The sequence below is a fragment of the Streptomyces sp. NBC_01471 genome (assembly GCF_041438865.1).
Lineage (GTDB): Bacteria > Actinomycetota > Actinomycetes > Streptomycetales > Streptomycetaceae > Streptomyces.
This window is the reverse complement of record NZ_CP109450.1, coordinates 1,850,616-1,875,149: the sequence shown is the minus strand read 5'-3', so window position 1 is coordinate 1,875,149 and position 24,534 is coordinate 1,850,616. Positions and strand designations below refer to the sequence as shown.

Sequence of the window (24,534 nt, the reverse complement as noted above, 5' to 3'; positions counted from 1 at the left end):
GCCGCTCAATTCGTGAGCAAACTCACACCTAGATCGTTGTCCGGCCCGCCCTTCCGCGGGGAATCAGATGTTTAGCCTGATGCTTTACAGGGATGGCGAATCCGACAACCGGCGCCCCGGCGCCGCCCGACCGACAGGGCCTCACCAGCAGATGAAGACCACGACGTTGTTCCGCAACATTGCCAACCCCCGCCGCACCACTCTCGCCCACCTCACGGACGCCGAGCAGCTGCAGCGCCCCGAGCAGCCGGAGCACGCCGCGACCCTGCCGGCCGTGACGGCCAACCCGCGCCGCACCATCCTGATGGAAGCGCCCGCCCCGGCGCAGGTCACCGCCGCGAAGTGACGCGAGGTGATCGCGCGGCAGCCCCTCGCCGCCCGCGTTAGCCTGGAGCGTCAGAACTCCAGCCAGCCAATAAGTGAGGGGCGACAGCACTCGTGCGCATCGCCAGATTCTCCATCGACGGCAATGTCGCCTTCGGCGTGGTCGAGGGCGAGGGCTCCGATCCCTCGGGCGACCTCGTCCTCGACATCATCAAGGGCATTCCGTACTCCGACTTCGAGCTCTCCGGTGTCAAGGTCCCGCTGAGCAAGGTCCGGCTGCTGCCCCCTGTGCTCCCCAACAAGGTCGTGGCCTTCGGCCGCAACTACGCGGAGCACGCGGCAGAGCTCGGCAACGCGGTCCCGGACGCGCCGTTCGCCTTCTTCAAGCCCACCACCTCGGTGATCGGCTCGGGCGACGCCATCGAGTACCCCTCCTTCTCCAGCGAACTGCACCACGAGGCCGAACTGGCCGTCGTGATCGGCCGGATGTGCCGTGAGGTCCCGCACGACCGCGTCAAGGACGTCGTCTTCGGCTACACCTGCGCCAACGACGTCACCGCGCGTGACGTCCAGAAGCGCGAGAAGCAGTGGGCCAGGGCCAAGGGCTTCGACACCTCCTGCCCGCTCGGCCCCTGGGTGGAGACCGACCTCGACCCGTCCGACCTCACCATCCAGGCCACGGTCAACGGCGACCAGCGCCAGCTCGGCCGTACCAGCGAGATGATCCACTCCATCGCGGATCTGATCGTCAACATCTCCGACGCCATGACGCTGCTCCCCGGAGACGTCATCCTGACCGGCACCCCGGCCGGCGTCGGACCGCTCAACGTCGGCGACGAGGTCGCCGTCTCCATCGAAGGCATCGGCACTCTCACCAACAAGGTGATCAAGCGTGGTTAACGCGACGACTCCCCGCGTACGTTTCTGTCCCTCCCCGACCGGCAACCCCCACGTGGGTCTGGTCCGTACCGCGCTGTTCAACTGGGCCTTCGCCCGGCACGCCGGCGGCACCATGGTGTTCCGTATCGAGGACACCGACGCGGCCCGCGACTCCGAGGAGTCGTACAACCAGCTGCTCGACTCGCTGCGCTGGCTCGGACTGGACTGGGACGAGGGCCCCGAGAAGGGCGGCCCGCACGCCCCGTACCGCCAGTCGCAGCGCATGGACATCTACGCGGACATCGCGAAGAGGCTCCAGGACGCGGGGCACGCGTACGACTGCTACTGCACCACGGCCGAGCTGGACGAGCGCCGCGACGCCGCCCGCAAGGCCGGCCGCCCCTCGGGGTACGACGGCCACTGCCGGGACCTCACCGCGGGCCAGGTCGAGGAGTACCGGACGGAGGGCCGCACCTCCATCGTCCGTTTCCGGATGCCCGACGAGGCGATCACCTTCGAGGACCTGGTGCGCGGCGAGCTGACCTTCACCCCGGAGAACGTGCCGGACTACGGCATCGTCCGGGCCAACGGCGCGCCGCTCTACACGCTCGTCAACCCGGTCGACGACGCGCTGATGGAGATCACCCACGTGCTGCGCGGTGAGGACCTGCTCTCCTCCACCCCGCGCCAGATCGCGCTCCACAAAGCGCTGATCGACATCGGCGTCTCCCAGCGGATCCCGCTCTTCGGCCACCTCCCCTACGTCATGGGGGAGGGCAACAAGAAGCTCTCCAAGCGCGACCCCGAGGCATCGCTCAACCTCTACCGCGAGCGGGGTTTCCTGCCCGAGGGCCTGCTCAACTACCTGTCCCTGCTGGGCTGGTCGTTCTCGGCGGACCAGGACATCTTCTCGGTCGCCGAACTGGTCGAGAAGTTCGACATCGCGGACGTCAACGCCAACCCGGCCCGCTTCGACCTGAAGAAGGCCGAGGCGATCAACGCCGACCACATCCGCCTGCTGGACGTGAAGGCCTTCACCGAGGCGTGCACCCCCTGGCTGCGCGCCCCGCACGCCAACTGGCCCGAGGAGAACTTCGACCAGGCGGCGTGGGTGGCCATCGCCCCGTACGCGCAGACCCGCCTCACGGTCCTCTCGGACATCACCGCCAACGTCGACTTCCTCTTCCTGGACCGGCCGGTCGAGGACGAGGCGTCCTGGGCGAAGGCGATGAAGGGCGACCCGGTGGCTCTGCTCACCACGGCCCGCGCCAAGCTCGCCGACGCCGACTGGACCAGTCCCGAGGCGCTCAAGGCGGCCGTCCTCGCGGCCGGCGAGGAGCACGGCCTGAAGCTCGGCAAGGCCCAGGCCCCGGTCCGCGTCGCGGTCACCGGCCGCACGGTCGGCCTGCCGCTCTTCGAGTCCCTGGAGATCCTGGGCAGGGACCGTTCGCTGGAGCGGATCGACGCGGCGCTGGCGAAGCTGGCCGCCTGAGACCCGGCCGGCAGAGGGGGGCGGCGTCGCGGGAGTTTGCCTAGACTCCGTACATGCCCATACGCGCGGTCCTCTGGGACATCGACGACACGATCTTCGACTACACCACCGCCGACCGCACGGGACTGCGCGAACATCTGAAGACCGAGGGCCTGCCCGACGGATACACCTCCGTCGAGCAGGCCCTCGTCCGATGGCGGGAGATCACCGATCTGCACTGGGCGAGGTTCGCGGCGGGCGAGACCGACTGGCAGGGCCAGCGCCGGGAGCGGGTCCGGTCCTTCACCGGCGCGGAGTTGAGCGATCAGGAGGCCGACGCCTGGTTCGCCCGGCACCTGGCGCACTACGAGGCCGCCTGGGCGCTCTTCCCGGACGCCGTGCCGGCGCTCGACGCCCTCGCGGCGGACTACCGGCACGGCCTGCTCTCGAACTCGGCCGTCCACAACCAGGACCGCAAGCTGCGCACCCTGGGCGTACGGGACCGGTTCGAGGTGCTCGTCTGCGCGGCCGACCTGGGGGTGTCCAAGCCCGCGGCCGGTGCCTTCCACGCCGCCTGCGACGCCCTGCGGCTCGATCCGCCGGAGGTCCTGTACGTGGGAGACCATCCGGACATCGACGCCGCGGGTGCGCTCGCGGCCGGACTGCGGGCGGTCTGGCTGGACCGGGCGGACCTCGGCGGACGGCCCGAGCTGGAGCGGATCACCGCTCTGGGCCAGCTTCCCGGGCTGCTTCGGGGCGATACCCGTTTTGGAGCGCCGTCCACCTTCGGGTAATGTTCTTCTTGCGCCGCCCGACCGGCCGGAAGGCCGGAGTGGACAGCGCGAGATGAACAAGACCCCCAAGGGGTTGCGTTTCATTGGGCTATGGTGTAATTGGCAACACAACGGTTTCTGGTACCGTCATTCTAGGTTCGAGTCCTGGTAGCCCAGCGCAAGATCAGCAGTAGCGCACCTTCTGGTGCATGTTGCAGTACAAGCCCCCGTTGTGTAGCGGCCTAGCACGCTGCCCTCTCACGGCAGTAGCGCCGGTTCGAATCCGGTCGGGGGTACAGATCCTTCCCGTGAGCTCATCAGGGTCGCACCCGATGGACTTGATGCAGGATCGCTAGGGCCCCCGTTGTGTAGCGGCCTAGCACGCTGCCCTCTCACGGCAGTAGCGCCGGTTCGAATCCGGTCGGGGGTACTCCACCATGGGCTATGGTGTAATTGGCAACACAACGGTTTCTGGTACCGTCATTCTAGGTTCGAGTCCTGGTAGCCCAGCGCAAGATCAGCAGTAGCGCACCTTCTGGTGCATGTTGCAGTACAAGCCCCCGTTGTGTAGCGGCCTAGCACGCTGCCCTCTCACGGCAGTAGCGCCGGTTCGAATCCGGTCGGGGGTACAGGACGAGAAAGGCCCTTCACTTCGGTGAAGGGCCTTTCTGTGTCACCGGGTTGACCGACCGGATGTCCCAACTCCCGCCGGTTCACAGACCGTAGCGCCGCGCCGACTCCTCCTCCTGCGCCAGCCGGTGCAGCGACGCCAGCAGCGGCTCGTAGAGCACGGTGGCTACGACGGCCGACTCCACCTGCTCCTTCTCGGAGGGGTGAGTCTCCATCATGTCCAGGTCCTGTACGGCCACTTGATGCATCAGCCGGGCCTGCTGGACCAGGTAGCCGACCTCGCACGGGTAGCCGAGCCGCAGCAGCGTGGCCACCGACGCGACCAGCGAACGGTGGGCAGGGGAGAGCTCGCCGATCTCCCGTACGCTCGCCCAGCCCAGCTGGTCGAGGAGCCGCCCGACCTCGCCGCGTGCGGCGGCCGTCTCCGCTGCCTCGTCGTCCGGCTCGGGCCCGTGCGGAAGCGACCAGAGTGCTGCGCCCAGCCGGATCGTGCGGCCCAGGGAATCGTCGTCGACGTGCCCCAGCACCTCGCGCGCCGTCGCCACCGGGATCCGGCCGACCTGGATCAGAGCCCGCACCAGACGCAGCCGTCGCAGATGACCTTCGTCGTAGTCGGCCCGGGTCGCAGTGATCCGGTGGCCGGGCGGCAGGAGCCGCTCTCGCAGGTAGTACTTGATCGTCGCGGCCGGGACCCCGCTCAGCTCACTCAGTTCCGACAGTCGCATTCCTGGTGCCTTCCCTTGCGCCGCCTCCTGGGCGGTGCCACCATCCCACCATTGGATAGTGCAGCTATCCAACATGAAGCGACGTGCAGTACGGCAAAGGGGGGGCACGCCATGTTCGCGAAGCCGATACCGGGCAGGACGACCGCAGCCGCTGAGGGCGACGTGGTCGTTCTGCTGATCGGGATGCGCATCAACCACTTCTGGGGAGTGCACCACTGGCTGCCGGTCCTCATGGCGATGCCGCGCATGCTCAGGGAGTTGGGCAGGGACAAGAGCCGTGGACTGCTCGGTTACACCCTGCTCACCGGCTCGCCCCGGACGTACTACGTCGTCCAGTACTGGGAGTCGAAGGAGAAGCTGTACGCGTACGCGGCCGCGCCCGACATGTTCCACCGCACGGCGTGGGCGATGATCAACCGCAAGGAGCGGAAGTCCCGGCAGCACGTGGGGCTGTGGCACGAGACGTACATCGTGCCGGAGGGGTCCTACGAGTCCATCTACGCCGATATGCCGGCCCGTGGGCTGGCGGCGGCGACCGGTGTGCTCCCGATCGAGGGGCGGGGCCGCGCGGCTGCGGACCGTCTCGCGCACCGCTCCGGCGCGCGCTCCCGGCCCCAGGCGGGCTGAGCGGACCGGTCCCGGGCCGCCACGACGCTGGGGCGGCCTGTTGGGGGGAGCGACTGAAGGGTCTGTGCGGGCTGAAGGGTCCGGTGTGAGCCGGGTCCCGGCGTCAGCTGGTGCGGCGCAGGGCCTCGGAGAGCCGTCCGGCGGCATCGATGACCGCCTGGGCGTGCATCCGGCCCGGGTGGCGGGTGAGCCGTTCGATCGGGCCGGACACCGAGACGGCCGCGACCACCCGGTTCGAGGGGCCGCGCACCGGTGCGGAGACCGACGCCACACCCGGTTCGCGCTCACCGATCGACTGGGCCCAGCCCCTGCGCCGCACCCCGGAGAGCGCGGTCGCGGTGAAACGGGCGCCCTGGAGGCCGCGGTGGAGCCGCTCCGGCTCCTCCCAGCCCATCAGGATCTGCGCCGACGAACCGGCCTTCATGGTGAGCGTGGAGCCGACCGGGACGGTGTCCCGCAACCCGGAGAGGCGCTCGGCCGCCGCCACGCAGATCCGCATGTCTCCCTGCCGGCGGTAGAGCTGGGCGCTCTCGCCGGTGACATCGCGCAGATGCGTCAGTACGGGTCCGGCCGTGGCGAGCAGACGGTCCTCGCCCGCCGCCGCGGCCAGCTCCGAGAGCCGGGGGCCGAGAATGAACCGGCCCTGCATGTCCCTCGCCACCAGCCGGTGGTGTTCCAGGGCCACGGCAAGCCGGTGTGCCGTGGGTCGTGCGAGCCCCGTCGCCGCGACCAGCCCGGCGAGGGTGGCCGGGCCGGACTCCAGAGCGCTCAATACCAGAGCTGCCTTGTCGAGAACGCCGACGCCGCTAGAGTTGTCCATGCAACGATACTCGCGTCTCACTCTGTGAAACGCAAGTTCAATTTTCCAGGGAACTTGCCAACCTGTAGGGGCGGCCGTACAACGGCTCGCAGTCGCCGCCCGGTACGGGGGTCCGGACGGGGCGCCCGATTTCTAGTTGGGCCGGCGAAGACGCCGGCCGGAGGGAAAGCGATGGGTAGGACACTCGCGGAGAAGGTCTGGGACGACCATGTCGTCAGGCGCGCCGAAGGCGAGCCCGACCTTCTCTTCATCGATCTGCACCTGCTGCACGAGGTGACCAGCCCGCAGGCGTTCGACGGTCTGCGCCAGAACGACCGTCCGGTGCGGCGCCTCGACCTCACCATCGCCACCGAGGACCACAACACCCCCACCCTCGACATCGACAAGCCGATCGCGGACCCGGTCTCCCGTGTCCAGCTGGAGACGCTGCGCAAGAACTGCGCGGACTTCGGCGTACGGCTGCACCCGCTGGGCGACGTCGAGCAGGGTGTCGTCCACGTCGTCGGACCGCAGCTGGGCCTGACCCAGCCGGGCACCACCGTGGTCTGCGGTGACAGCCACACCTCCACGCACGGCGCGTTCGGCGCGCTGGCGTTCGGCATCGGCACCTCCCAGGTCGAGCACGTGCTGGCGACCCAGACGCTGCCGATGGCCCGCCCCATGACCATGGCCATCACGGTGGAGGGCGAACTGCCCGACGCGGTCACGGCCAAGGACCTGATCCTGGCGATCATCGCGCGGATCGGCACCGGCGGCGGACAGGGCTACATCCTGGAGTACCGCGGCTCCGCCATCGAGAAGCTCTCGATGGAAGCCCGGATGACCATCTGCAACATGTCGATCGAGGCGGGCGCGCGGGCCGGCATGATCGCCCCCGACCAGACCACCTTCGACTACCTCAAGGGCCGCGACCACGCCCCGCAGGGCGAGGAGTGGGACGCCGCGGTCGAGTACTGGAAGACCCTGCGGACCGACGACGACGCGGTATTCGACGCCGAGGTGCTCATCGACGGCGCCGCGCTGGCCCCGTTCGTCACCTGGGGCACCAACCCCGGCCAGGGCGCACCGCTTTCCGCCAGCGTCCCCGACCCTGCTTCGTACGAAGACGCATCGGAGCGCCTGGCCGCCGAAAAGGCCCTGGAATACATGGGGTTGACCGCGGGCCAGCCGCTGCGCGACATCAAGGTCGACACGGTCTTCGTGGGTTCCTGCACCAACGGCCGCATCGAGGACCTGCGCAGCGCGGCAGCCCTGCTGCAGGGCCGCAACGTCGCCGACGGCGTACGGATGCTGGTCGTCCCCGGCTCGGTGCGGGTCGCGCTGCAGGCCGTCGAAGAGGGCCTGGACAAGGTCTTCACCGCTGCGGGCGCCGAATGGCGGCACGCGGGCTGCTCGATGTGTCTGGGCATGAACCCCGACCAGCTCAAGCCCGGTGAGCGCTGCGCCTCCACCTCCAACCGCAACTTCGAGGGCAGGCAGGGCAAGGGCGGCCGTACCCACCTGGTCTCCCCGCAGGTGGCCGCTGCCACCGCGGTGCTGGGGCATCTGGCCTCGCCCGCCGACCTGTCCGACGCCCCGACTCTCGTGGAGGCCTGATTTCCATGGAAGCTTTCACCAAGCACACCGGCCGGGTCGTCCCGCTGCGCCGCGGCAACGTCGACACCGACCAGATCATCCCGGCCCACTGGCTGAAGAAGGTCACCCGCGACGGCTTCGAGGACGGGCTCTTCGAGGCGTGGCGCAAGGACCCCGAGTTCGTGCTCAACCGCCCGGAGCGCGCGGGCGCCTCGGTGCTGGTGGCGGGCCCCGACTTCGGTACGGGCTCCTCCCGTGAGCACGCGGTGTGGGCCCTGCAGAACTTCGGCTTCAAGGCCGTCATCTCGTCCCGGTTCGCCGACATCTTCCGCGGGAACTCGCTGAAGAACGGCCTGCTGACCGTGGTTCTCGACCAGAAGGTCGTGGACGCCATCTGGGCGCTGACCGAGGCCGACCCGACTGCCGAAGTCACCGTGGACCTGGAGAGCAGGCAGGTCCTGGCCGAGGGCATCACCGCCGATTTCGAGCTGGACGAGAACGCCCGCTGGCGGCTGCTGAACGGTCTGGACGACATCAGCCTCACCCTTCAGAACGAAGCGGACATCACGGCTTACGAGGCGGCCCGACCCGCCTTCAAGCCACGCACAATTGAGGTCTGAGCAGCACGTTTTCAGGACTGCGCCCCCTGCCGCCCGGCAGGGGGCGCAGTCGCTTGTTGAGCCCCCGCCGGGCGACAACTCGCCCCAGATGGCACAATCGGCGCATGGAACGCGACAACCAACTCAAGCTTTACGCGGAAGTCGCCGAACAAATGAAAGAAGCGCACGCAAGGGTGCGTGAACTGCAAGTCCCGGAGGGCGTAAGGATGGCGCTGTCCCGGAAGCTGTTGGTCATCACGGCCGCGGCGAAGCACGATCTCACCGATGCAGCAACGCGGCTGGATCGGTTGATGAAGGACCTCGACGAGGGTCGATTCCCCGATGGCAACTCCCTTGGTGGATCTCCGTGACGGTTGAGTTCGTTGCGGCACAAGGGTGATTAGACCGTTTCGTGTTTGATTTGCGGTATATATCTGCCTAACGTGCGAAAAAGCCTGAACAGTTTCGTTCAGGCAATGTCTCCGAAGGGGAAGACGTGAACAAGGCGCAGCTCGTAGAGGCCATTGCCGACAAGGTCGGTGGCCGCCAGCAGGCCGCAGACGCTGTCGATGCCGTACTGGACGCGATCGTCCGCGCAGTTGTCGGCGGCGACCGCGTGTCGGTCACCGGCTTCGGCTCGTTCGAGAAGGTCGACCGGCCGGCCCGTTACGCCCGCAACCCGCAGACGGGTGAGCGCGTGCGGGTCAAGAAGACCTCGGTGCCGCGTTTCCGCGCGGGACAGGGCTTCAAGGACCTGGTCAGCGGCTCGAAGAAGCTCCCGAAGAACGACGTGGCCGTGAAGAAGGCGCCCAAGGGCAGCCTCTCGGGCGGTTCTTCCACCCGTACGACCGTCAAGAAGGCCGCGGCCAAGAAGGCCACCGCCGCCAAGAAGACGGCCGCGAAGAAGACCACGGCTGCGAAGACCGCCGCCAAGAAGACGGTGGCGGCCAAGAAGGCCACCGCGACGAAGAAGGCCACCACCGCCAAGAAGACGGCCGCGAAGTCGGCGACCCCGGCGAAGAAGGCCGCCACCGCCAAGAAGGCGACCGCGAAGAAGACGGCGCCGGCGAAGAAGGCCGTGGCCAAGAAGGCCCCGGCCAAGAAGACCACGGCACGCAAGACCACCGCCAAGAAGGCCACCGCCAGGAAGAAGTAAGCGGTACGGTCACCCACGCGTCGGGCCGGACTCCCCCTGGGGAGCCCGGCCCGCGGTGCGTTTCCGGGCGTCAGAACGTCTGGAGCGTCACCAGCGTGATCTGCGAGGCTCCGCTCCCGCCGCCGTTGTCCGCCGTCTCGATGCGTACGCGCTGCCCGGGCCGCAGCAGCCGCAGGCCCCCCGCGTCGAAGGCCGCGGCACCGAAATCCACCGGGGTGCCGTCGTCGAGCAGCACACTGCCGCTGCGGGTCTCGGAGTCGTACGTGTACGCGGTCGCCTGCATGAGCGCAGCTTACGGCGTTCCGTGACGGGCTTTCCCGGCCACCGACAGGGAAGCGGCAGGGGCGCGACAGGGCTGCGACAGGGCTACGGACAGGGCGTCGGACCGGCAGGCGACCGGGGGTCGTCCCCGTGTTCCGGCCGGCCTGCCGACCAGCCCCCGGGCCCGCGCCCCCCGGTGACGGCCGCGTACCTGCGGGCCGTGTGAGGTCCCAGCCCCAGTGCCGCGGCGGCCAGCAGATCGTCACCGGTGTCCACGTCCTGGCGGACCGAAGCGACGCCTTCGAGCAGTATTTCCACGGCCCCCGACGCGGAATGCCGGGCCCGTGACAGCCCGCCGAATGCCGGGCTCAATTCCGTGTCCGGCCGCGCGGTCAGCAAAGTCGTGCCGATTCCGGCGGCATCGGTGAGAAATGCGCGGGGGAATTCCGCCGCCCGGTCGAGCACCCGTCGCAATTCTGCCGGGCGCAGTGCGGGAAGGTCCGCGTTGAGCGCGGCCACGGCGGCCCCCGGGCGCAGCTCGCGGACCGCACGCGCGCCGTGTGCCAGGGCGGGGTTCAGACCCGCCGCTGCCGTATCCGGCACAATCCGGGCACCCAGCGCGGCCAGTTCGGCGGCGGCCAGCGCGTCGCTGGTGACGACGGCCACATCCCGCACGGCGCAACAGGCCAGCGCCGCCGCCACCGTGTCCTGCGCGAAGGCGAGGGCGAGCCCCGGGCGCACCGCGTCGGATGCCGTCGGCGAGAGTCTGCTCTTCGCCAGCGACAAGGGCTTCAGGGGTACCACCAGGGACCAGTTGGCGGTCCGATCCGTGTTCGGCATCGGCCCCATTGTGGCCCGAGCCCGCGATACCGGGCGGGCCGGGCCGGGCGTACGGTGTTCTCGACAGAGCAGGGGCCTGGGGCGACAGGTGACATCCGGTGGCCAGGCAGCGTTGAGGTTCAAGAGGAAGGTGTCCGAGTGTCCGGCCGCAGAATCGGCTTCTGGTACCGCCTGGCGGCGGTCATTGCCAAACCGCCGCTGCTGGTTCTGTTCAAGCGGGACTGGAGCGGAATGGAGCACATTCCGGATGACGGCGGATTTATCACCGCTGTCAATCACAACTCATATCTCGACATGTTCTCCTACGGGCACTTCCAGTACAACACGGGCAAGGTCCCCCGGTTCCTGGCGAAGGCGGCGCTCTTCGAGGTGCCCGTCGTCGGAATACTGCTGCGTGGCACCGGCCAGATCCCCGTCTACCGCGAGTCCTCCAACGCCTTCGGCGCCTTCCGGGCGGCCGTGTCCGCCGTGGAGAAGGGCCAGTGCGTCGCCTTCTACCCCGAAGGCACCCTCACCCGCGACCCGGGCCAGTGGCCGATGACCGCCAAGAGCGGGGTCGCACGGGCGGCGCTGCTCACCAAGGCGCCCGTCATCCCGGTGGCCCAGTGGGGTGCCAACCTCGCGATGCCGCCGTACGCGGGCGCGAAGAAGATCCACTTCTTCCCGCGCAAAACCCTTCAGGTCAAGGCCGGACCGCCGGTGGACCTCACGCGGTTCTACGGCCAGGACCCGACGCCCGAGGTGCTGAGGGAGGCGACCGAGGCCATCATGGCCGCCATCACCGCCCTGTTGGAGGACCTGCGCGGTGAGCAGGCGCCCGCCGAACCGTACGACCACCGCAAGGCCCGCGCCGCAGAGCGCCGCAGGGCCGCAGGAGAGGGCACCAAGTGACGCGAGCAGCCGTCTTCGGCAACGGATCCTGGGGCACGGCTTTCGCCATGGTCCTCGCCGACGCGGGATGCGAGGTGACCCTCTGGGGACGCCGGGCCGCTCTCGCCGACGCCATCAACACCACCCGCACCAACCCGGACTATCTGCCGGGAATCGAACTCCCCGCGTCGGTGCGGGCCACCGCCGACGCCGCCGAGGCCGCCCGCGACGCGGAGTTCACGGTGCTCGCCGTGCCGTCGCAGACGCTGCGCGCCAACCTGGCCGACTGGACGGGGCTGCTGCACCCCGGGACCGTCCTCGTCTCGCTGATGAAGGGCGTCGAACTCGGCACGGCCAAGCGGATGAGCGAGGTCATCGAGGAGGTCGGCAAGGTCCCCGCCGAGCGCGTCGCCGTACTCACCGGGCCCAACCTGGCCAAGGAGATCGCCGGCCGGATGCCCGCTGCCGCCGTCGTCGCCTGCCGGGACGAAGCAGTGGCCCAGCGGCTCCAGACCGCCTGCCACACCGCGTACTTCCGCCCGTACACCAACACCGACGTGGTCGGCTGTGAACTGGGCGGCGCCGTCAAGAACGTGATCGGTCTCGCCGTCGGGATCGCCGACGGCATGGGGCTCGGCGACAACGCCAAGGGTTCGCTGATCACCCGGGGACTCGCCGAAACCACCCGTCTGGGCCTGGCGATGGGCGCGGATCCGCTGACCTTCTCCGGACTCGCGGGCCTGGGCGACCTGGTGGCCACCTGTTCGTCGCCGCTCTCCCGCAACCACACCTTCGGCACCAACCTCGGCCGGGGCATGACGCTCCAGGAGACCATCGCGGCCACCAGCCAGACGGCCGAGGGCGTCAAGTCCTGTGAGTCGGTGGCCGATCTGGCCCGCCGGCACGGTGTCGAAATGCCCATCACGGAAACCGTTGTGGACATCGTCCACAACGGGAAGGCGCCGGTCGTCGCGCTGAAGGAACTGATGTCCCGCAGCGCCAAGGCCGAGCGACGCTGACTCGATACGTACCAGCAGGTACCCTCAACCCGATATGAGCAGCGAGAACTCATCCCAGAGCCCTGAGCAGCAGCGTCGTAAGCCGCGTGTGGCGGTTGTCTTCGGCGGGCGCAGCTCCGAACACGCCATTTCGGTGGTCACAGCGGGCGCCGTCCTGCGCGCCATCGACCGGACGAAGTACGACGTACTGCCCATCGGCATCACCACGGACGGCCGCTGGGCGCTGACCGCGGACGATCCCGAGCGGATGGCCATCGCCGACCGCACCCTGCCGTCGGTGGCCGCCATCGCCGAAGGGGCCGAGGGCACCGTGGTGCTCTCCGTCGACCCGGGCAACCGCGAAGTCGTCTACAGCGAGCCGGGCTCGGTGCCCAAGGCGCTGGGCGACGTCGACGTGGTCTTCCCGATGCTGCACGGCCCCTACGGCGAGGACGGCACCCTGCAGGGGCTGCTCGAACTCTCCGGCGTGCCCTACGTCGGCGCGGGCGTGCTCGCGTCCGCCGTCGGCCAGGACAAGGAGTACATGAAGCGGGTGTTCCTCTCCTACGGGCTGCCGGTCGGCCCGTACGAGGTGATCCGCCCCCGCGAGTGGAACCTGGACCCGGCTGCCGCCCGCAAGAAGATCGTGGACTTCGCTGGCGAGCACGGCTGGCCGCTCTTCATCAAGCCCGCACGCGGCGGTTCGTCGATGGGCATCACCAAGGTCGACTCACTGGCCGGTCTCGACGACGCCGTCGAGGAGGCCAGGCGCCACGACCCCAAGGTGCTGGTCGAGGCGCTGCTGCGCGGCCGCGAGATCGAGTGCGGGGTGCTGGAGTTCGAGGACGGGCCGCGGGCGAGCGTGCCCGCCGAGATCCCGCCGGTCACGTCGCACGACTTCTACGACTTCGAGGCGAAGTACATCCCCGGCGAGTCGGCGCAGGGCATGGTGCCCGCACCGCTGACCGCCGAGGAGACCGCCGAGGTGCAGCGGCTCGCTGTCGAGGCGTTCGAGGCGGTGTCCTGCGAGGGCCTGGTGCGCGCCGACTTCTTCCTCACCGAGGACGGCGGGTTCGTCATCAACGAGATCAACACCATGCCGGGCTTCACGCCGATCTCGATGTACCCGCGGATGTGGCAGGAGAGCGGCGTCGGCTACCCGGAGCTGGTGGACCGGCTGATCCAGGCCGCGCTCAGCCGCTCGACGGGGCTGCGCTGAGACCGTTGGCCGGCCGGCCCTCACAGGCTGGACGGATCCGTCTTCCTGATGGCGCCCGCGAAGTCCGAGAGCGGGGTGACGTCGTGGGCGTACTTCTGCCCCAGGGTCACCTCGACGTAGGCCTTGCGGTAGGTGGTCGTGAACCGGGGTCCGCTGTCCCGCTGCTCCAGCAGCCAGTTGACCCCGTTCGCGTCGACGGCCTGGGCCTGGGAGTCGTCCATCTCCGCGGGTCGCGGTACCCCGCAGCGCAGTACGATCGCCGCATCCCCCCAGGCGGCGGTCAGTTCGGACGTCGGTTCCGGATCGCCGCGGGTCAGTCCCGCGACGGTCTTCGGCAGCTTCTTGTCGAGCGCCCGGCAGAGCTTGACCTGGGCCGCGGGAGGCTCGGGAACCGCGACGGACGTGCTGTCGTCCGTCGAGGAACAGCCCGCGGCCGCCAGCAGCAGGGCGGCGGCGGACAGGGACAGGAGCCGGTAGCGATGGGACGTCACCGGCTCAGCGTAGAGGGGGCTACAGATGGACGACCGGGCAGGTCAGGGTGCGCGTGATGCCGTCCACTTGCTGGACTCTGGCGACCACCATGCGGCCGAGCTCATCGACGGTGTCGGCCTGTGCGCGCACGATCACGTCGTACGGACCGGTCACGTCCTCGGCCTGGATCACCCCGGGGAGTTTCCCGACGAGCTCGGCGACCGCTGTCGCCTTGCCCACTTCGGTCTGAATGAGGATGTACGCCTGTACCACGGAACCTCCAAGGCGGCCACGAGGATCATGTGGGGGAGAGAAAGGGACGCCACGGTATCGCGTCGCTCCGGGCGGCGGGGAGACCCGCGCACCCGGCAGTCACACGCGTACGGGGCGTATGGGATACAGAGTTGACGTACCTGATTGACGGTACCTACGGCAGTGGGAGCCCGCGAGCGCCGGCCGAGCGGGGTCATTCGGGATATACGGGGCATCCCGCCCGCGGGCAGGCCTGCGGACAGCCCGGACACCAGGTCCGGATCACGAGGAGAGGCGACGGGCGATGAAGGGCACTGTGGGGGAGCTCGGGGAGTTCGGGCTGATCAGAGAGCTCACCTCCCGGCTCACGACGACTCCGGCGGTACGGCTGGGGCCCGGCGACGACGCCGCGGTCGTGTCCGCTCCCGACCGGCGGGTCGTGGCGAGCACGGACATCCTGCTGGAGGGGCGGCACTTCCGCCGGGACTGGTCCACCGCGTACGACGTGGGCCGCAAGGCCGCCGCGCAGAACCTCGCGGACATCGCGGCCATGGGCGCGGTGCCCACCGCGATACTCCTGGGGCTCGTCGTGCCCGCCGAGCTCCCGGTCACCTGGCCCACCGAACTGATGGACGGCATCCGCGACGAGTGCCAGGTTGCGGGGGCCGCCGTGGTCGGTGGGGATGTCGTACGAGGAGAGACGATCACCGTCTCCATCACCGCACTCGGCGACCTGCGCAACCACGAACCGGTCACCAGGTCCGGCGCCAGGCCCGGCGACGTCGTCGCCGTCACCGGCTGGCTCGGCTGGTCCGCCGCCGGGTTCGCCGTGCTCTCCCGCGGATTCCGCTCGCCCCGCGCCTTCGTCGAGGCGCACCGGCGCCCCGAACCGCCATACCACGCGGGCCCCGCTGCCGCCGGCCTCGGCGCCACCGCGATGACCGACGTCAGCGACGGACTGGTGGCCGACCTCGGGCACATCGCCGAGGCCAGCAAGGTCCGGATCGACCTGCGGGCGGGGTCCATCGACATCCCCACGCAGATGAGCGACATCGGACAGGCCGTCGGGGTGGATCCGCTCCAGTGGGTGCTCACCGGGGGAGAGGACCACGCGATCGTGGCGACCTTCCCGCCGGATGTGAAACTGCCCGCCCGCTGGAAGGTGATCGGTGAAGTGGTCAACCCCTCCGCGCTGCCCCATGTGACGGTCGACGGAGCGCCGTGGACCAGCAAGGGCGGCTGGGACCACTTCGGAGAGGACCCCTCGTGACGGCGCCACCGCTGGTCCTGACCGTCGCCGGATCGGACTCCGGCGGCGGAGCGGGCATCCAGGCCGACCTGAAGACGATGCTCGCCCTCGGGGTGCACGGAATGAGCGTGCTCACCGCGGTCACCGCCCAGAACTCACAGGGCGTGCGGGGCGCCTGGGAGCTGCCCGCCGACGCCGTCCGCGCCCAGTACCGCGCGGTCGTGGACGACATCGGCGTCGACGCGGTGAAGACCGGGATGCTGTCGTCGGCGGAGCTGGTGGAGACGGTGGCCGGGCTGCTGGCCGGGACCCGGGCCCCGGTGGTCGTCGACCCGGTGGGGGTCTCCAAGCACGGCGACCCGCTGCTCGCCGCGTCGGCGCTCGACTCCGTACGGCAGCGGCTGCTGCCGGTCGCCACTGTCGCCACCCCCAACCTGGACGAGGTGGCCCAGCTCACCGGCGTACAGGTGGAGAGCGAGGGCGATCTGCCGCGCGCGGCGGCGTCCGTGCTCGCGCACGGGCCGAAGTGGGTGCTGGTCAAGGGCGGTCATCTCGCGGGTGACGCGGTGGATCTGCTCACCGACGGCAGCGAGGAGCACTGGCTGCGGGCGCCCCGGCTCGACAACCGCCATACGCACGGCACCGGATGCACCCTGGCGTCGGCGATCGCGGCCCAGCTGGCACGCGGTCTGACGGTGCCCGACGCGGTGACCGCGGCCAAGGAGTACGTCACGGGCGCCATCGCGGCCGGGTTCCCGCTCGGTTCGGGCATCGGCCCGGTGGACCACGGCTGGCGGTTCCGCCGGTGACCGGCTGAGCTCACCGAACCGGTGACATCGCCGTGCGGGAATGCGAAAAAGCCGGTCCACCGAGGTGGACCGGCTTTTCAAGGCAACCGCAAGAGGCTGCGCTACGACGAAACGTCGGCGGGGCCAGTCCCCGCACAGGCGGGGAGCAACCACAAATTAGCGCGAGACCTTGCCGGCCTTGATGCACGAGGTGCAGACGTTGAGCCGCTTCGGCGTCCGACCGACCACTGCACGCACGCGCTGGATGTTGGGATTCCAGCGACGCGGAGTACGGCGGTGCGAGTGCGAAATGTTGTTGCCGAAGCCCGGCCCCTTGCCGCAGACGTCGCAGTTGGCAGCCACGGGTCACTCCAAAGACTTCAGGTGCACTTACAGTGAATTCCGGCGCGCCGGAATCATTGACTGAAGTGGCGGTACCGGAGGAATGGCCCGATTCTCATCGGGCAACCGAAGCAGCATACAACGACTGCGCCGGTGGAACGAAACTACCATGGTTGGCACCGCCCCCTTCCCGGTCCTGGCCCCCGCCCCGCTCCCCGGCCGAGGGCTACCCTGCGGTTCAACCCCGCTGCTCAAGGAGGCTTCAGGTGCCGCAGCCGCCCGACGATATGGATGCCGTCGTGGTCCGCACCTGGTGCTCACTGGCGCTGGAAGCGCTGGGCAGGGACCGCGAGGAGATCGACGCGATCAACGTCTATCCGGTCGCCGACGGGGACACCGGCACCAACCTCTATCTGACCGTGGAATCCGCGGCCCAGGCGGTGGAAGCGGTCTTCGTCGCCCACGGGACCGTGGGCGACTCCGGAACCGGTGACGGAACCGACGGCGGGGGTTCGGCACCCGCGCTGGCGGACGCGGTACGGGCGATGGCACACGGCGCGCTCATCGGGGCCCGCGGCAACTCGGGCACGATCCTGGCCCAGCTGCTGCGCGGCATGGCCGAGGTGCTCGGGGCGCCCGCGGGTGACGATGATCACGCGCAACTGCTGAGCGAGGCGCTTCGCCGGGCGGCGGAATCGGCGTACCAGGCGGTCGCGCACCCGGTGGAGGGCACCGTCCTGACGGTGGCCACCGCCGCGGCCGAAGCGGCTGCGGCCGCTCGTACGGACACATCCGCACCGGCCCGCGCCGGCTGCACGGCGGTGGCGCGCGCCGCATACGAAGGGGCGCGCGCGGCGCTGGACGCGACCCCCGGACAGCTGGCCGTACTCGGCCGCGCGGGCGTCGTGGACGCGGGCGGCCGAGGTCTGGTGGATGTGCTCGCCGCGCTGGCCGGGGCGTTCTCCGGGGAGGCCCCGGCCGCCGAGCGGCGGCGGGCCCCCACCGTGCTGCCCCCGCAGTTCACCGACGACTGCCCGGCCGACGGCGGCCCGGCCTTCGAGGTGATCTACCTCCTGGAGGCCACCGACGACGCCGTGGCCCGGCTGCGCACCCGGCTGGACGGCCTCGGCGACTCACTGGTCGTCGTCGGCGGCGACGGCCTCTGGAACGTCCATGTCCATGTGGACGACGCCGGTGCGGCCGTGGAGGCCGGGGTCGACGCCGGACGCCCGTACCGGATCCGTATCACCCACTTCGGCGCGGCCGGGACCCCGGCGCCCGAGCAGGTCCAGCGCGCGGTGGTCGCGGTCGTCCCCGGCGAGGGGCTGGCGGCCCTGTGCCAGGAGGCCGGTGCCACCACCGTGCTGGCCCGCCCCGGAGAGCCGCCCGCGAGCGGCGAACTGGTCGACGCGATCCGGCGCGCGCACGCCCGTGAGGTGGTGCTGCTGCCCAACGACGCAGAACTGCGCCACACGGCAGCGGCGGCGGCCGAACAGGCCAGGGCGGAGGGTGTGCGGGTGGCCCTCGTGCCCACCCGGGCGGCCGTCCAGGGCGTCGCGGCGCTGGCCGTGCACGAGTCCGAGCGGCGGTTCGACGAGGACGTCGTCGCGATGACTGCGGCGGCCGGCGCCACCCGCTACGCCGAACTGGCAGTTGCCGAACGGCAGTCCTGGACGTCGGCCGGTATCTGCCAGGCCGGCGATGTACTGGGGCTGATCGACGGCGATGTGGCGGTGATCGGGGCGGATCTGGTCAGCACGGCCGAGACGGTGTTGCACCGGATGCTCTCGGCGGGCGGCGAACTGGTGACGCTGGTGCTGGGCGACGGGGTACCGGTGGCGGTCGCCGACCGCCTCGAAGGGTTCGTACGGGGCGGGCACCTGGCGGTCGACACGGTGGTCTACGACGGCGGCCGCCAGCTGGCACCGCTGCTGATCGGGGTCGAGTAGCGGGGGGAGGCCACCGGGCGGGGCAGGGTCCGGGAGGGGAAATACCCCCGCTGTCGGACCCATGGTGTGCAATGGACCGCGTGCCCGCGCTCGATGAACCCCTCAAGAACACGCTCGGCGCCCCCACCGCCAAGGTGATGGCCGAGCACCTCGACCTGCACACGGTCGGCGACCTGCTGCACCATTACCCCCGCAGGTACGCCGAACGCGGTGAGCTGACCCAGCTCGCCGAGCTGCCCCTGGACGAACACGTCACCGTCTTCGCCCAGGTCGCCGACGCGCGGGTGCTCACCTTCAACCAGGGCAGGGGACGGCGCCTGGAGGTGAACATCACCGACGGCAGCGGCCGTCTGCAGCTCGTCTTCTTCGGCAAGGGCATCCACAAGCCCCAGAAGGAGCTGCTCCCCGGCCGCCGCGCGATGTTCGCGGGCAAGGTCTCCAAGTTCAACCAGAGGTTCCAGCTCGCCCACCCCACATACGAACTGCTGGACGCCGACACCGACGCGGGCGCCGTCGAGGCCTGGGCCAACGAGCTGATCCCCATCTATCCGGCCTGCAAGGGGCTGGAGTCCTGGAAGATCGCCAAGGCGGTCGACGCCGTACTGCCCGCCGCCCAGGAGGCCGCCGACCCGCTGCCGCCCGCGCTGCGCGGCGGACGCGGGCTGACCACGCTGCCCGACGCGCTGCTGAAGGTGCACCGTCCGCAGACGAAGGCCGATGTCGCGGTGGCGCGGGACCGGCTGAAGTGGGACGAGGCCTTCGTCCTCCAGGTCGCGCTGGCCAGGCGGCGGTACGCCGAGACCCAACTGCCCGCGGTGGCGCGGAAACCCGTACCGGGCGGGCTGCTCGACGCCTTCGACGCCAAGCTGCCCTTCACCCTCACCGAAGGCCAGCAGAAGGTCACCGGAGAGATCTTCGCCGGACTGGCGACCGAGCACCCGATGCACCGGCTGCTCCAGGGCGAGGTCGGCTCGGGCAAGACCATGGTCGCGCTGCGGGCGATGCTCGCGGTCGTCGACGCGGGCGGCCAGGCCGCGATGCTCGCGCCCACCGAAGTCCTCGCCCAGCAGCACCACCGTTCCATCACCGAGATGATGGGCGAGCTGGCCGAGGGCGGGATGCTCGGCGGCGGCGAGCAGTCCACCAAGGTCGTGCTGCTGACCGGTTCCATGGGCGTGGCTGCCCGCCGCAAGGCGCTGCTCGACCTGGTCACCGGTGAAGCCGGACTCGTCATCGGGACACACGCGCTGATCGAGGACAAGGTCCAGTTCCACGACCTCGGACTGGTCGTGGTCGACGAGCAGCACCGCTTCGGTGTCGAGCAGCGCGACGCGCTGCGGGGCAAGGGGAAGCAGCCGCCCCATCTGCTGGTCATGACGGCCACGCCCATTCCCCGCACGGTCGCCATGACGGTCTTCGGGGACCTGGAGACCTCCGTTCTCGACCAGCTCCCCGCAGGCCGTTCCCCGATCGCCACCCATGTCGTACCGGCCAAGGACAAGCCGCACTTCCTGGCCCGCGCCTGGGAGCGGGTGCGCGAGGAGGCGGAGAACGGCCACCAGGCGTACGTGGTGTGCCCGCGCATCGGGGACGGCGAGGACGAGCCGAAGAAGCGCAAGCCCGGATCCGATGACGCGGCGGCGGCCGCCGCCGAGGCCGACGGGGACAAGCGGCCCCCGCTCGCCGTGGTCGAGACCGCCGAACAGCTCAGGAACGGGCCGCTGAAGGGGCTGCGCATCGAGCTGCTGCACGGGCGGATGGCACCGGACGACAAGGACGACGTCATGCGCCGCTTCGCGGCGGGCGAGGTGGATGTCCTGGTCGCGACGACAGTCATCGAGGTCGGGGTCAACGTGCCCAACGCCACCGTCATGGTGATCATGGACGCGGACCGGTTCGGCGTATCGCAACTGCACCAGCTGCGCGGCCGGGTGGGCCGCGGCTCGGCGCCGGGACTCTGCCTCCTGGTGAGCGAGGCGCACGAGGCCGGCCCCGCCCGCGCCAGGCTCGGCGCCGTGGCCGCCACTCTCGACGGCTTCGAGCTCTCCCGCATCGACCTCGAACAGCGCCGCGAGGGCGATGTCCTCGGTCAGGCCCAGTCCGGTGTGCGGTCCTCGCTGCGGATGCTCGCCGTCATCGACGACGAGGAGGTCATCGCGGCGGCCCGCGAGGAGGCGGCCCAGGTCGTCGCCGCCGACCCGGAGCTGACCCGGCTGCCCGCCCTGCGCACCGCCCTGGACGCCCTCCTCGACCAGGAGCGCGAGCGGTACCTCGACAAGGGCTGAGAGACTGGCCGGGACAGGAGCCCGAACAGGACAGACTCCGCCCACCGAGAAGGACTGAGATGACCCGCGTGATCGCCGGTACGGCCGGCGGGCGCCGCCTCGCCGTACCGCCGGGCAACGGCACCCGCCCCACATCCGACCGTGCGCGCGAAGGGCTCTTCTCCACCTGGGAGGCGCTCATCGGAACCCTGGACGGGGCCCGGATCGCCGATCTGTACGCGGGGTCGGGCGCCGTCGGCCTGGAGGCGCTCTCCCGCGGCGCGGCGCACGCCCTGCTCGTGGAGGCGGACGCGCGGGCGGTGGCCACGGTCCGCGACAACGTCCGTACGCTCGGTCTCCCCGGGGCGGAGGTGCGGGCCGGTAAAGCGGAACAGATCGTGACAGGACCGGCGCCGGAGGCCCCGTACGACGTGGTTTTCCTCGATCCGCCGTACGCCGTCACCGATGACGATCTTCGCGAGATCCTGCTCACACTCCGTGCCCAGGGGTGGCTCAGCGGCGAGGCGCTCGTCACGGTGGAACGGAGCACAAGAGGCGGAGAGTTCAAGTGGCCCAAGGGATGTGAGCCGCTGCGGGCCCGTCGGTACGGCGAGGCCACGCTTTGGTACGGTCGCGCCGCCTCTACGTGCGAAGACGCACGATGACCGGACCCGGGAGCGAGGGACTTCAGTTGCGCCGCGCCGTCTGTCCGGGGTCATTCGACCCCATCACCAATGGACACCTCGACATCATCGCCCGCGCCTCCAAGCTGTACGACGTCGTACACGTGGCCGTGATGATCAACCAGTCGAAGCATGGCCTGTTCTCCATCGAGGAGCGGATGGAGATGATCCGCCAGGTCACGGCCGACTTCGGGAACGTCGAGGTCGAGTCCTTCCACGGCCTTCTCGTCGACTTCTGCAAACAGCGCGACATCCCGGCCATCGTGAAGGGGCTCCGCGCGGTCAGTGACTTCGACTACGAGCTGCAGATGGCCCAGATGAACAACGGGCTCTCGGGGGTCGAGACGCTGTTCGTCCCCACCAACCCGACCTACAGCTTCCTCTCCTCCAGCCTGGTCAAGGAGGTTGCGACCTGGGGCGGGGACGTTTCGCACCTGCTGCCGCCGCTGGTCCGCGATGCCCTGACGCAGCGGCTCGCCGAGAAGCGGGAAGCCGGCTGACGGCCGCGTGACGGCGGAGCACCCGGCCGCCGCACTGAACTGACGAACCGTCACCAGGTGTCGGGCGGGCGCCGACTGGCCGTACAGTCGTCCCCGTCCGTCTCCAGGCCGGAAGAACAGGTGGCGCACACGGTGGACGTGCAGAAGAAGCTCGACGAGATCGTCGACACGGTCGGCAGTGCCAGGTCCATGCCCATGTCGGCCTCCTGCGTGGTCAACCGCGCCGAGCTGCTGGCGATGCTCCAGGAGGTGCGCGAGGCCCTGCCGGGCTCTCTGGCGCAGGCCGAGGAGCTGATCGGCGGCCGTGAGCAGCTGGTCGAGCAGGCCCGTGACGAGGCCGAGCGGATCATCGAGGCGGCGCACGCCCAGCGCGGTTCCCTCATCTCCGACACCGAGGTCGCCCGGCAGTCCCAGGACGAGGCCGACCGGGTGCTCGCCGAGGCCCGGCGGGAGGCCGAGGAGATCCGCGCGGAGGCCGACGACTACGTCGACTCCAAGCTGGCGAACTTCGAGGTCGTCCTCACCAAGACCATCGGGTCCGTCGACCGCGGCCGCGAGAAGCTGCTCGGCCGCGGCCCGGGCCTGGACGAGGAGGGCTACGAGGACCCGGAGGCCCCGGAGCGCAGCCAGGACCCCGAGACACTGCGGATGCGGGCCGACGAGTACGTCGACACCAAGCTCGGAGCCTTCGAGGCCGTGATGGCCAAGACCCTCGAAGCCGTGGGGCGCGGCAGGCAGAAGCTGCACGGCCGGGTCGCGTCCGACGAACTGGGCGTGCACATGGCCGAGCAGGACGAGATGGGCCGCAGGCACAGCAGCGACGCGGACTTCCTCTCGGACCTGGCCGAGCCGCAGGCCCCGGCGGCCGTCCAGCCGCCGGTCCAGGTGCCCGCCCCGATGGCGGCCCAGCTGCCGCCGGAGGAGCCGCCGCAGCATCTCGCGGACGTGCCGGTCCAGCAGGTGTACGACCCGTACGGCTACCAGCACCAGCCGCAGGACCCCTACGCGTACCAGCAGCAGCAGTACGCGTACCAGCACGACCCGTACGCCTATCAGCAGCATCCCCAGCAGCACGACGGCTACGGCTACCCGGGGCCCGACCAGCTCCAGCAGCCCGACCAGGTCCAGCAGTCCCAGCAGGTGCAGCAGCCGCTCCACCCCCAGCAGCAGGGCGCCCTCGACGAGACCAGCCTCTTCGACACCAGCATGATCAACCTGGATCAGCTGCGCGAGTACGAACAGGGGCGCTGAAGCCCGGGGGATCCTGAGCCCGAAGGGGCCGATTGGGTCTACGGCGGCCGGTCCAGTATCCTGGCTCTTCGGTCGCCCGTACCTCCGCGATCTGTGCTGCCCGTTCCGATGGTCTCCGGACGGTTCCCGACGCGGCGGCGCCTCATTCCCCAGTCTTCAGCGATCCGAAAGCAGGAAGAGCCCTGAACGCCCGCCTCGACCACCGCAACCCCCTCGTGTTCGACACACACGAGCTGGGCCGGCGTCCCGGTGCGCTCCAGCGGCTTACCCGCTCGGTCGCAGCCCCCAAGGACCTCGGCATCGACGGGGTCATCGGAGTGCCGGAAGGCACTCCCGTAGAACTGCAGCTCCGCCTTGAGTCGGTCATGGACGGGGTGCTTGTCACAGGCACCGCCCGTTCATCCGCCAAGGGGGAGTGCGTAAGGTGTCTGGAGCCGCTGGAGCGAGAGCTCGAAGCGGATTTCCAGGAGATGTTCTCGTACCCCGAAGCCGACGACCGGGGCCGCAGCAAGAAGGCGGACCCGGCTGACAGTGCCGACGACGAGGACGAGGAAATCACCCCCCTTGAGGACGGCTTGTTCGACCTCGAACCCGTGCTGCGTGATGCGGTGGTGCTCGCACTGCCGATGCAGCCGGTGTGCCGGGAGGATTGCGCCGGCCTGTGTTCCGAATGCGGAATCAGGCTGGATGACGAACCCGGCCACCACCATGACGCCGTCGACGCACGTTGGGCGGCGCTGCAGGGACTCGTCGGGACCGGCCAGGTCGGCGAGAAGGACAACGTTGACGGCGCCGAACCTGGCGTCGACGAGAAGCAGGAGAAGTAGCCGTGGCTGTTCCGAAGCGGAAGATGTCGCGCAGCAACACGCGCCACCGCCGGTCGCAGTGGAAGGCTGCGGTCCCCACCCTGGTTGCGTGCGAGCGCTGCCAGGAGCCGAAGCTCCAGCACATCGCGTGCCCGAGCTGCGGCACCTACAACAAGCGCCAGGTCCTCGAGGTCTGAGCGGCTGGTGAGAGG

At 70.0% G+C, this 24,534-nt stretch carries 28 protein-coding genes and 5 tRNA genes; 26 read left to right on the top strand and 7 right to left on the bottom strand.

What is annotated here, in order from left to right; genetic code table 11:
• Positions 1–151: 151 nt before the first annotated feature.
• The 9 genes from OG285_RS08275 (at position 152) to OG285_RS08235 (ending at position 4,076) form a co-directional block, all read left to right on the top strand.
• The gene (locus OG285_RS08275) at positions 152–346 is read left to right on the top strand and encodes a hypothetical protein (protein ID WP_356832782.1); all 195 of its coding nucleotides are present in this window, start codon (positions 152–154) and stop codon (positions 344–346) included.
• Positions 347–438: 92 nt separating this feature from the next.
• Entirely contained in the window at positions 439–1,224 is a 786-nt protein-coding gene (locus OG285_RS08270) for a fumarylacetoacetate hydrolase family protein (RefSeq protein ID WP_328331839.1), read from the top strand.
• Positions 1,217–2,695 (top strand): glutamate--tRNA ligase, encoded by a 1,479-nt coding sequence (gltX, locus tag OG285_RS08265; protein ID WP_371790614.1) that lies wholly within the window; start codon positions 1,217–1,219, stop codon positions 2,693–2,695. Before OG285_RS08270 ends, gltX begins: the two co-directional genes overlap by 8 nt.
• Positions 2,696–2,748: 53 nt before the next feature.
• Positions 2,749–3,468: an HAD family hydrolase gene (locus tag OG285_RS08260; RefSeq protein ID WP_356832778.1), complete on the top strand. Its 720-nt coding sequence runs from the start codon at positions 2,749–2,751 to the stop codon at positions 3,466–3,468.
• 84 nt (positions 3,469–3,552) lie between these two features.
• Positions 3,553–3,624, top strand: a tRNA-Gln gene (locus OG285_RS08255).
• Positions 3,625–3,670: 46 nt separating this feature from the next.
• Positions 3,671–3,743 (top strand) — tRNA-Glu (locus OG285_RS08250).
• A 61-nt stretch (positions 3,744–3,804) separates the two neighbouring features.
• A tRNA-Glu gene (locus OG285_RS08245) sits at positions 3,805–3,877 on the top strand.
• 8 nt (positions 3,878–3,885) lie between these two features.
• Positions 3,886–3,957 (top strand) — tRNA-Gln (locus OG285_RS08240).
• A gap of 46 nt (positions 3,958–4,003) precedes the next feature.
• Positions 4,004–4,076: transfer RNA gene (locus tag OG285_RS08235), tRNA-Glu, on the top strand.
• A gap of 84 nt (positions 4,077–4,160) precedes the next feature.
• On the opposite strand, the gene OG285_RS08230 is transcribed toward OG285_RS08235, so the two are convergent.
• Positions 4,161–4,802 carry a MerR family transcriptional regulator gene (locus OG285_RS08230; RefSeq protein WP_356832776.1) on the bottom strand — a complete coding sequence of 214 codons (642 nt, stop codon included), beginning with the start codon at positions 4,800–4,802 and terminating at the stop codon, positions 4,161–4,163.
• Positions 4,803–4,913: 111 nt separating this feature from the next.
• Here OG285_RS08230 and OG285_RS08225 point away from each other — a divergent pair, with 111 nt between their 5' ends.
• A complete protein-coding gene (locus tag OG285_RS08225; protein WP_356832774.1) occupies positions 4,914–5,429 on the top strand; it encodes a DUF4188 domain-containing protein in 516 nt (171 codons plus the stop codon).
• Positions 5,430–5,532: 103 nt separating this feature from the next.
• Here the strand turns inward: OG285_RS08225 and ndgR are convergent, their stop codons facing one another.
• On the bottom strand, positions 5,533–6,249 hold the full coding sequence (gene ndgR, locus OG285_RS08220) for an IclR family transcriptional regulator NdgR (protein ID WP_164265352.1): 717 nt from the start codon (positions 6,247–6,249) through the stop codon (positions 5,533–5,535).
• A gap of 171 nt (positions 6,250–6,420) precedes the next feature.
• Between ndgR and leuC the strand changes: the two genes are divergently transcribed.
• The 4 genes from leuC (at position 6,421) to OG285_RS08200 (ending at position 9,579) form a co-directional block, all read left to right on the top strand.
• Complete coding sequence (leuC, locus tag OG285_RS08215) at positions 6,421–7,845, top strand: 3-isopropylmalate dehydratase large subunit (protein WP_356832772.1); 1,425 nt, start codon at positions 6,421–6,423, stop codon at positions 7,843–7,845.
• Between the two features lie 5 nt (positions 7,846–7,850).
• Complete coding sequence (gene leuD, locus OG285_RS08210; RefSeq protein WP_356832770.1) at positions 7,851–8,444, top strand: 3-isopropylmalate dehydratase small subunit; 594 nt, start codon at positions 7,851–7,853, stop codon at positions 8,442–8,444.
• 104 nt (positions 8,445–8,548) lie between these two features.
• Positions 8,549–8,794, top strand: a complete 246-nt coding sequence (locus OG285_RS08205) for a hypothetical protein (RefSeq protein WP_266852593.1) — start codon at positions 8,549–8,551, stop codon at positions 8,792–8,794.
• 125 nt (positions 8,795–8,919) lie between these two features.
• Positions 8,920–9,579 carry an HU family DNA-binding protein gene (locus OG285_RS08200; RefSeq protein WP_356832767.1) on the top strand — a complete coding sequence of 220 codons (660 nt, stop codon included), beginning with the start codon at positions 8,920–8,922 and terminating at the stop codon, positions 9,577–9,579.
• A 70-nt stretch (positions 9,580–9,649) separates the two neighbouring features.
• On the opposite strand, the gene OG285_RS08195 is transcribed toward OG285_RS08200, so the two are convergent.
• Positions 9,650–9,862, bottom strand: a complete 213-nt coding sequence (locus tag OG285_RS08195; protein ID WP_371790613.1) for a hypothetical protein — start codon at positions 9,860–9,862, stop codon at positions 9,650–9,652.
• 83 nt (positions 9,863–9,945) lie between these two features.
• Positions 9,946–10,680 carry a 2-phospho-L-lactate guanylyltransferase gene (gene cofC / locus OG285_RS08190; RefSeq protein WP_371790612.1) on the bottom strand — a complete coding sequence of 245 codons (735 nt, stop codon included), beginning with the start codon at positions 10,678–10,680 and terminating at the stop codon, positions 9,946–9,948.
• A gap of 138 nt (positions 10,681–10,818) precedes the next feature.
• On the opposite strand from cofC, the gene OG285_RS08185 reads away from it, so the two are divergent.
• The 3 genes from OG285_RS08185 to OG285_RS08175 are packed head-to-tail and all read left to right on the top strand — an operon-like array spanning position 10,819 to position 13,767.
• Positions 10,819–11,571, top strand: a complete 753-nt coding sequence (locus tag OG285_RS08185) for a lysophospholipid acyltransferase family protein (RefSeq protein WP_356832761.1) — start codon at positions 10,819–10,821, stop codon at positions 11,569–11,571.
• Positions 11,568–12,569, top strand: coding sequence for an NAD(P)H-dependent glycerol-3-phosphate dehydrogenase (locus OG285_RS08180; RefSeq protein ID WP_356832759.1), 1,002 nt, complete (start codon positions 11,568–11,570; stop codon positions 12,567–12,569). Before OG285_RS08185 ends, OG285_RS08180 begins: the two co-directional genes overlap by 4 nt.
• Before the next feature lie 34 nt (positions 12,570–12,603).
• Positions 12,604–13,767, top strand: a complete 1,164-nt coding sequence (locus OG285_RS08175) for a D-alanine--D-alanine ligase family protein (protein WP_356832757.1) — start codon at positions 12,604–12,606, stop codon at positions 13,765–13,767.
• A gap of 20 nt (positions 13,768–13,787) precedes the next feature.
• Here OG285_RS08175 and OG285_RS08170 read toward each other — a convergent pair whose 3' ends face one another.
• Both OG285_RS08170 and OG285_RS08165 read right to left on the bottom strand, forming a co-directional pair.
• Positions 13,788–14,258 (bottom strand): DUF3515 domain-containing protein, encoded by a 471-nt coding sequence (locus OG285_RS08170; protein WP_356832755.1) that lies wholly within the window; start codon positions 14,256–14,258, stop codon positions 13,788–13,790.
• 19 nt (positions 14,259–14,277) lie between these two features.
• On the bottom strand, positions 14,278–14,511 hold the full coding sequence (locus tag OG285_RS08165) for an Lrp/AsnC family transcriptional regulator (protein ID WP_266852578.1): 234 nt from the start codon (positions 14,509–14,511) through the stop codon (positions 14,278–14,280).
• A 283-nt stretch (positions 14,512–14,794) separates the two neighbouring features.
• Between OG285_RS08165 and OG285_RS08160 the strand changes: the two genes are divergently transcribed.
• Positions 14,795–15,760, top strand: coding sequence for a thiamine-phosphate kinase (locus OG285_RS08160; RefSeq protein WP_356832752.1), 966 nt, complete (start codon positions 14,795–14,797; stop codon positions 15,758–15,760).
• Positions 15,730–16,548, top strand: coding sequence for a bifunctional hydroxymethylpyrimidine kinase/phosphomethylpyrimidine kinase (gene thiD, locus OG285_RS08155; RefSeq protein WP_371793483.1), 819 nt, complete (start codon positions 15,730–15,732; stop codon positions 16,546–16,548). The genes OG285_RS08160 and thiD overlap by 31 nt, the downstream gene beginning before the upstream one ends.
• A 156-nt stretch (positions 16,549–16,704) precedes the next feature.
• On the opposite strand, the gene rpmB is transcribed toward thiD, so the two are convergent.
• Complete coding sequence (gene rpmB, locus OG285_RS08150; protein ID WP_015036441.1) at positions 16,705–16,890, bottom strand: 50S ribosomal protein L28; 186 nt, start codon at positions 16,888–16,890, stop codon at positions 16,705–16,707.
• Between the two features lie 245 nt (positions 16,891–17,135).
• Here rpmB and OG285_RS08145 point away from each other — a divergent pair, with 245 nt between their 5' ends.
• The 7 genes from OG285_RS08145 (at position 17,136) to rpmF (ending at position 24,519) form a co-directional block, all read left to right on the top strand.
• Positions 17,136–18,818 carry a DAK2 domain-containing protein gene (locus tag OG285_RS08145; protein ID WP_371790611.1) on the top strand — a complete coding sequence of 561 codons (1,683 nt, stop codon included), beginning with the start codon at positions 17,136–17,138 and terminating at the stop codon, positions 18,816–18,818.
• 71 nt (positions 18,819–18,889) lie between these two features.
• Complete coding sequence (gene recG, locus OG285_RS08140; RefSeq protein WP_356832746.1) at positions 18,890–21,103, top strand: ATP-dependent DNA helicase RecG; 2,214 nt, start codon at positions 18,890–18,892, stop codon at positions 21,101–21,103.
• A gap of 59 nt (positions 21,104–21,162) precedes the next feature.
• Entirely contained in the window at positions 21,163–21,747 is a 585-nt protein-coding gene (gene rsmD / locus OG285_RS08135) for a 16S rRNA (guanine(966)-N(2))-methyltransferase RsmD (protein ID WP_371790610.1), read from the top strand.
• Between the two features lie 26 nt (positions 21,748–21,773).
• Complete coding sequence (coaD, locus tag OG285_RS08130; protein ID WP_356832802.1) at positions 21,774–22,265, top strand: pantetheine-phosphate adenylyltransferase; 492 nt, start codon at positions 21,774–21,776, stop codon at positions 22,263–22,265.
• A gap of 132 nt (positions 22,266–22,397) precedes the next feature.
• The gene (locus OG285_RS08125) at positions 22,398–23,516 is read left to right on the top strand and encodes a cell division initiation protein (protein ID WP_371793482.1); all 1,119 of its coding nucleotides are present in this window, start codon (positions 22,398–22,400) and stop codon (positions 23,514–23,516) included.
• Between the two features lie 182 nt (positions 23,517–23,698).
• A complete protein-coding gene (locus tag OG285_RS08120; protein WP_356832798.1) occupies positions 23,699–24,343 on the top strand; it encodes a YceD family protein in 645 nt (214 codons plus the stop codon).
• A gap of 2 nt (positions 24,344–24,345) precedes the next feature.
• On the top strand, positions 24,346–24,519 hold the full coding sequence (gene rpmF / locus OG285_RS08115; RefSeq protein WP_030753522.1) for a 50S ribosomal protein L32: 174 nt from the start codon (positions 24,346–24,348) through the stop codon (positions 24,517–24,519).
• Positions 24,520–24,534: the final 15 nt, after the last annotated feature.